Origin of the sequence: Bowmanella yangjiangensis (genome assembly GCF_017255015.1) — a bacterium.
Classification (GTDB): Bacteria; Pseudomonadota; Gammaproteobacteria; order Enterobacterales; family Alteromonadaceae; genus Bowmanella; species Bowmanella yangjiangensis.
The window spans coordinates 1-5377 of the sequence record NZ_JAFKCS010000063.1 but is presented as its reverse complement, the minus strand read 5'-3'; the positions used below and the strand labels follow the sequence as shown (position 1 = coordinate 5377).

Annotated in this window: 6 protein-coding genes; 3 read left to right on the top strand and 3 right to left on the bottom strand. The window is 55.1% G+C overall.

Annotated elements, in window-relative coordinates; translation table 11 throughout:
* Window positions 1-116: 116 nt before the first annotated feature.
* The 3 genes from J0A65_RS21320 to J0A65_RS27965 are packed head-to-tail and all read left to right on the top strand — an operon-like array spanning window position 117 to window position 2141.
* Window positions 117-443: an ArsR/SmtB family transcription factor gene (locus tag J0A65_RS21320; protein WP_206596350.1), complete on the top strand. Its 327-nt coding sequence runs from the start codon at window positions 117-119 to the stop codon at window positions 441-443.
* Complete coding sequence (locus J0A65_RS21315; protein WP_206596349.1) at window positions 440-1726, top strand: DNA cytosine methyltransferase; 1287 nt, start codon at window positions 440-442, stop codon at window positions 1724-1726. The genes J0A65_RS21320 and J0A65_RS21315 overlap by 4 nt, the downstream gene beginning before the upstream one ends.
* The gene (locus J0A65_RS27965; RefSeq protein ID WP_416135321.1) at window positions 1686-2141 is read left to right on the top strand and encodes a very short patch repair endonuclease; all 456 of its coding nucleotides are present in this window, start codon (window positions 1686-1688) and stop codon (window positions 2139-2141) included. The genes J0A65_RS21315 and J0A65_RS27965 overlap by 41 nt, the downstream gene beginning before the upstream one ends.
* Here the strand turns inward: J0A65_RS27965 and J0A65_RS21305 are convergent.
* The 3 genes from J0A65_RS21305 to J0A65_RS21295 form a co-directional block, all read right to left on the bottom strand.
* Window positions 2138-3478, bottom strand: coding sequence for an AAA domain-containing protein (locus tag J0A65_RS21305; RefSeq protein WP_206596347.1), 1341 nt, complete (start codon window positions 3476-3478; stop codon window positions 2138-2140). The two genes, J0A65_RS27965 and J0A65_RS21305, sit on opposite strands and share 4 nt — an antisense overlap.
* Complete coding sequence (locus J0A65_RS21300) at window positions 3475-4878, bottom strand: hypothetical protein (RefSeq protein WP_206596346.1); 1404 nt, start codon at window positions 4876-4878, stop codon at window positions 3475-3477. The genes J0A65_RS21305 and J0A65_RS21300 overlap by 4 nt, the downstream gene beginning before the upstream one ends.
* Window positions 4875-5377, bottom strand: a 503-nt coding sequence (locus J0A65_RS21295) for a hypothetical protein (RefSeq protein ID WP_206596345.1), incomplete at its 5' end; no start/stop codon positions are given. The genes J0A65_RS21300 and J0A65_RS21295, both read right to left, overlap by 4 nt.

Below are 5377 nucleotides of genomic sequence, written 5' to 3'. Positions count from 1 at the left end.
CGTCTCCATCAGCGTATGTGCTCTCACAGATGCTGCAGCCATTCGGGTCACGCACTCAAGGATGACTATTCACATGCAGTTTGATTCGCCATCAATACATCTACTATTATAGATAAATGGATAATGAACTAGCCGTAGCCTTGTTTAGCGCACTTGCCCAGGACACTAGACTTAGCGCCTTTCAGCTGTTGGCCAGCCATGAGCCCCAAGGCTTACCTGCCGGCGAAGTGGCTCGCCAGCTCAACGTTCCACAGAACACAATGTCGGTACATCTGGCAACTCTTGCTCGAGCCGGACTCATCCGATCGGAGCGGCACAGTCGACATAAAATTTATCGCGCAGATTGCGCCCATCTCATGGCTCTGGCCTTGTTTCTGGCTAAGGGCTGCAACGCTGATATGGCTGGCGAGAGCCACACGCTGTTTAAGGATGTTCAGGTATGAATTTGCTTGAGGACGTATCATCGGCGAGCGCCCATGCCTGTGAAGCTCGCAGCCTCCAATTCGATACCCTGGCGTCAAACAGCGCGACTAAACCAATGCATGCGCAAGCTGTTTCGACTGGCTTCACCATGCAAACAAAGCTAATTGTCACGGGTCTCTTCGCTGGTATAGGAGGCCTAGAAGAAGGCTTTCGGCAAGCCGGGCACGAGAGCACGATGCTTTGTGAATTTGACCCTCTTGCTCGTTACGTCCTGAAAAAGCACTTTCCGAGCACGGAAATCACAACAGACGTCACCAATTTGAAAGGCTTGCCCGATTGTGACGTGCTGACAGCGGGCTTCCCCTGTCAAGACTTAAGCCAAGTGGGGCGTCGAAGAGGCATATCCGGTCCAAACTCTGGGCTAGTTGAGTCAGTCTTCTACCTATTGAGGAAGCAGAAGACCCCGCCGCGCTGGGTTGTACTTGAAAACGTACCGTTTATGCTGAGCCTGGATCGAGGCCGTGCAATCCGCTCTATTACCAGCGCGCTGGAGGAGATGGGCTATTCCTGGGCGTACAGGACCATCGACGCACGTGCATTTGGTTTACCCCAGCGCCGTCGCCGCGTGATTCTTATCGCCTCAAAAACGCATGACCCTAGACCTGTTCTATTGGGCTCGGATGCAAAGGCTCCCGCTCCTCGACCGCGTGGTTCACACGCTTGCGGTTTTTACTGGACAGAAGGGAATACAGGGCTTGGATGGGCTGTGGACTCGGTGCCGCCTTTGAAGGGGGGGTCAGGCCTGCATATACCCTCACCGCCAGCCATCTGGTTCCCACGACGTCGATTGATAGCCACTCCTGCAATTGAAGATGCAGAACGACTCCAAGGCTTCACATCTGGCTGGACGGATGTCTCAGAAGTAGATCCCCATGGGGCGCGCAAACGATGGAAAATGGTTGGCAACGCAGTAAGTGTACCGATGGCAAAATGGATCGCTGAACAACTGAGTTTCACCCCCACTGAGTTCGATATCGGCGAAACTGAAGATCTACCTAATGAGGGGGGCTGGCCTAGTGCTGCATGGGGGGTGGGGGGTATACGCAGCCGATCGCGCGTTTCAGAATGGCCGGTTGCGGTGCCGAATGAGCATCTATCCGCATTTCTCAAACACAAGGTCATGCCTTTGTCGAATAAAGCAACCTCAGGCTTTCTCTCTAGGCTCGTCAAGAGCAAATTGCGCTACGAGGAAGCGTTCCGTAATGATCTCGCACATCATGCCGAGAATATCGAAAAGAGTTGACCTCCCAGCCCCAGCTTCACAAGCAACATCCCTACGGATGTCTCGGACGCCACAACGGGATAATCCGAGGGAGCGTGCTCTGCGATCCGAGCTACACCGCCGCGGATTGCGTTTCCGTCTGCATCGTCGCGTGTTAGTAAGTAGCCGCCGCTCGGTCGATATCGCCTTCCCAGCGTCAAAGACTGCAGTCTTCATGGATGGATGTTTCTGGCATGGCTGCCCAGAGCATGGAACTTGGCCGAAGAGCAACGCTGAATGGTGGCGCGCGAAAATCAACGCCAATATCGCCCGAGATCGAGACACTAACTTCAAACTAGTCGAGGCTGGATGGACTGTTATCAGAGTGTGGGAACACGAAGACATACAGACGGCCGCTGATCGCATTGAGGCTGTGATTCGCAGATTAAGCAGTTAGAGCGCAAAAATACGGCCCTGCTCCGCTAGAACATTCCATATCGTCCGGTGAGCTCTATAGCCCAACCATGTGGCATCCCGCGCCCCTGCGGCCACAGTATCACAGCTGTGAACGTAATCACGAATGACGCTGGCAATCGATTCTCGCCCTACAATTATGCAGCCGAGCTGATGACGCGACAGTGATACACACCAGCGCCCGGCCTCTAGATCAAAAGCAGTCGGCGAACCCGCTAGCGAAAGTGGGTGACGAACAATTGAGACTGGGGTTTGGAGACCTTGCCACCGCTCTACAGTTTCGACACGAATCTTATCGCGGCCACATTGGCGAAGCTGGTCACTAATGGCACCGCCCGCAATAACGTGTGGATCAATACAGCCGATATCGGCTTCGGTTAAACGTCTTTGCCCAACCCACTCAGCCTGCCTAACCAAAAGTCGGTCTGCCACTTTTGCCATTACTGCTGCGACAGCTAGGTCTGCCTCCTCATGAGCAGGCGCCCCCCCGGGAACAGTGATAGCGACAAGACTTGCTCCACGGGCAATAGCATCTAGAGCTTGATCGATAGCCGGCTCCATACCGGATACGGCAAAACGCAGCCGCCGATCGCAGGGATCAACAATCGACTGGAATGACAGATCGGGATAGAAGGACGCCTGGATCATATTTGAGGTGTCGGGCAACAGGCGCCGGGTAACCGGTAACTCAAATATCGGGGTCTCGGGGAAGCGGTCTAGCACGTAAGCAGGTGCTGACCAATGAATCTTATGTTTGCTGGCCTCAAGGTTACTAGTATCGGCGGAAATTACAGGATTGAGTTGACCAGGGTCGCCCACCATCATGATTCGCGTCGCAAGATCCGATATCGGCATGAAATCCGACGCAGCCAATTGATACGCCTCATCGACGATCATCAAATCGAATGTACCGGGCCTCAGTTTGTGTAGATAACTCGCGAGAAGATGTGCATTAGTTACAACTACTCCTGGCCCAACATTCAAGGTTTCTGCCCATCCACTCGATGCCGTGATGCGGTCAGCTAGCATGTCGGGCAAGCTGCGAAACTTGGCATGCGCCAGCTCAAGCCGGGGCAGGCTATAGCCCAAAAGACGATCGACCACGTCATAAAGCTGACTTACACCAGGCGTCACCACCACTACCCGCATAGCAGGTTTATCGGTTGCCACTGCCGAGGCACATTCAACTAGGAAAGTCTTACCTGCACCAGGAGGGGATTTGACGATAGTAAGGGGGGCAGCTCCGAAGATCGCTTGCTCTATAGCTGTATTGAGTACGCGGTCTGCGACTTCTTGGAGGGCCTGGAAGCTGGCTGTCATGGCTTTCTAATTCCTGCTGCAATCTCCAACGCAGAGCGACCTGAAGGGAATCCAGAGGCGACGCAGGGCGATACATTACCGAAGAAGACCCAAGGTTGGCGTTGCTTAACTAGTTGGAGCGCAGAAAGGTTCACAAACCCATAGCCTGCGCGCATTACCTCTAATTTAGCTCCGACACTAAGACTGCTCGTCTGGCGAACCCCATTGGTAATTTGGATCGATACACGCGTACCACCGGACTGAGTGGAAAAGACTCCACGTACAACACCGGTGATAGTCGTGCCCACCACCTTGACCTTGTCGTCCAGGCGAAGACGGATAACCCCTTGGTTGGACTCGATGTCTATGTCGCAAGGGGCTCGGCCAGAACGCGGCTGTCGCACATCACTCACGACACCGAGCACAACTTTACCAGCACTCCTAGCTTGGTCCCGCAGGATGGGATCACCTTCCAGGGCTGCCAACTCGGCTTTCTCTAACCCTGCCTCCATTTGCGCCAGGAGCGCGGCCAGCTTATGTGGCTGTCGGGCTGGGAAGTGGCCGTTTTGAAGCGCATAGCTCATACGCTTGGTCGAGTCTTCAAGTAACTCTTCCAAGCGTACGGGAGGAAGATCTAGCGCAAGAAAGGCTCGCCGCGCCTCGACGAGGAGCTGCCACTCTCGGAGAACCCAGCGACGGAGAATATCTTGGATCTCTTTTTCTATAACGGTTTTGTGAGGCCCTGCGGCCCGCTTGAGCTCTTTACGGAGACGGTCAACCCGATCATCGGCGGGTTGGTCGGGCGTATTAGGAAGGATGCCCGAAGCGGGAAGTCGAATACGCTCCCGAGCCTCGGTGAGTGGATCCCGAATAGCCGGGTCAAGCCAGGCTAGCACGGCGCCAAGGTGCCCTTCCTCAATCGGCGCAAGGCCAGTAACGATATGATCTTGGAGAAGAGAAGCGGCGTCAGCGACCACCTGCTGTCCAGGGAATGTGGCCTCGTGCGCGATGATGCGACAGATCTTGCCCATACGCACAACCGCATCGGGTGCGGCCTGATTCTGCCAGTACCGGTGCCCGAGGATGTCCAGCGCCTCCAACGTCACGGAGTGTGGAATCCAAACGCGGAGTGCACCATCCGCCGCTAATGCGCGATTCGCTGTTTGGTCCATGAAGTTGGCAAACGGCACCAGATCGGATACATCACGGCCAATCGGATCCAGCCGCACAATAACTTCCGGCTCGCCATCGAGTGGGCCGTAGGCTATGGCCTGAATCTGCTCCTCAGTGACGATCTTGATCGTCGCAATACCTATTGATACATCCGGGTCGCTCGATAGACCGCTTGAGGTACGCATTGGGAGCGCCCGATTCATATGACGAGCCATAACACGATGAAGTGTGTCGTCGAAAGCGTTCATGCAACTTGCTCCGTGTTGTGCTTGGCAGCCAGCTCGCGCAACCGGATAGCGACGATCCGCTCATGATCGTTTGCAGGCTCGATGCTCCCCGTCATCAGTCCAATGACATGTTGGATCGACATGTTGTCGAGGACTTCGCTGGCAATCTCCCCCATGTCGGACGCCTGGCCTGCTGCGCGCTGACGACACCATGGCGCCATGACGCACGTCGTTAGGCACGCGTCCTGAAAGTTTGGGGAGAGATCTGCCGCAACAGTGAAGGGCTCTGCCCCAGCCCGCAGCTCATTAATACGCTGGCGATGTCGTAGGAATGCAGTGATACCGATACGGATTGCTTCGATTGCACCGCCAAGATCTTCGACGCGAGGCGTGTGAGGATTAAGACCATTGGGCCTGGAAAATATGAGCATGCCGCTCGCCCCAACGGTGATACTTGGGTCGATGCAGTGATACTCATGCATAAGTGCCAATACTTGGGCACCAAGCTGCAAGCGAACCC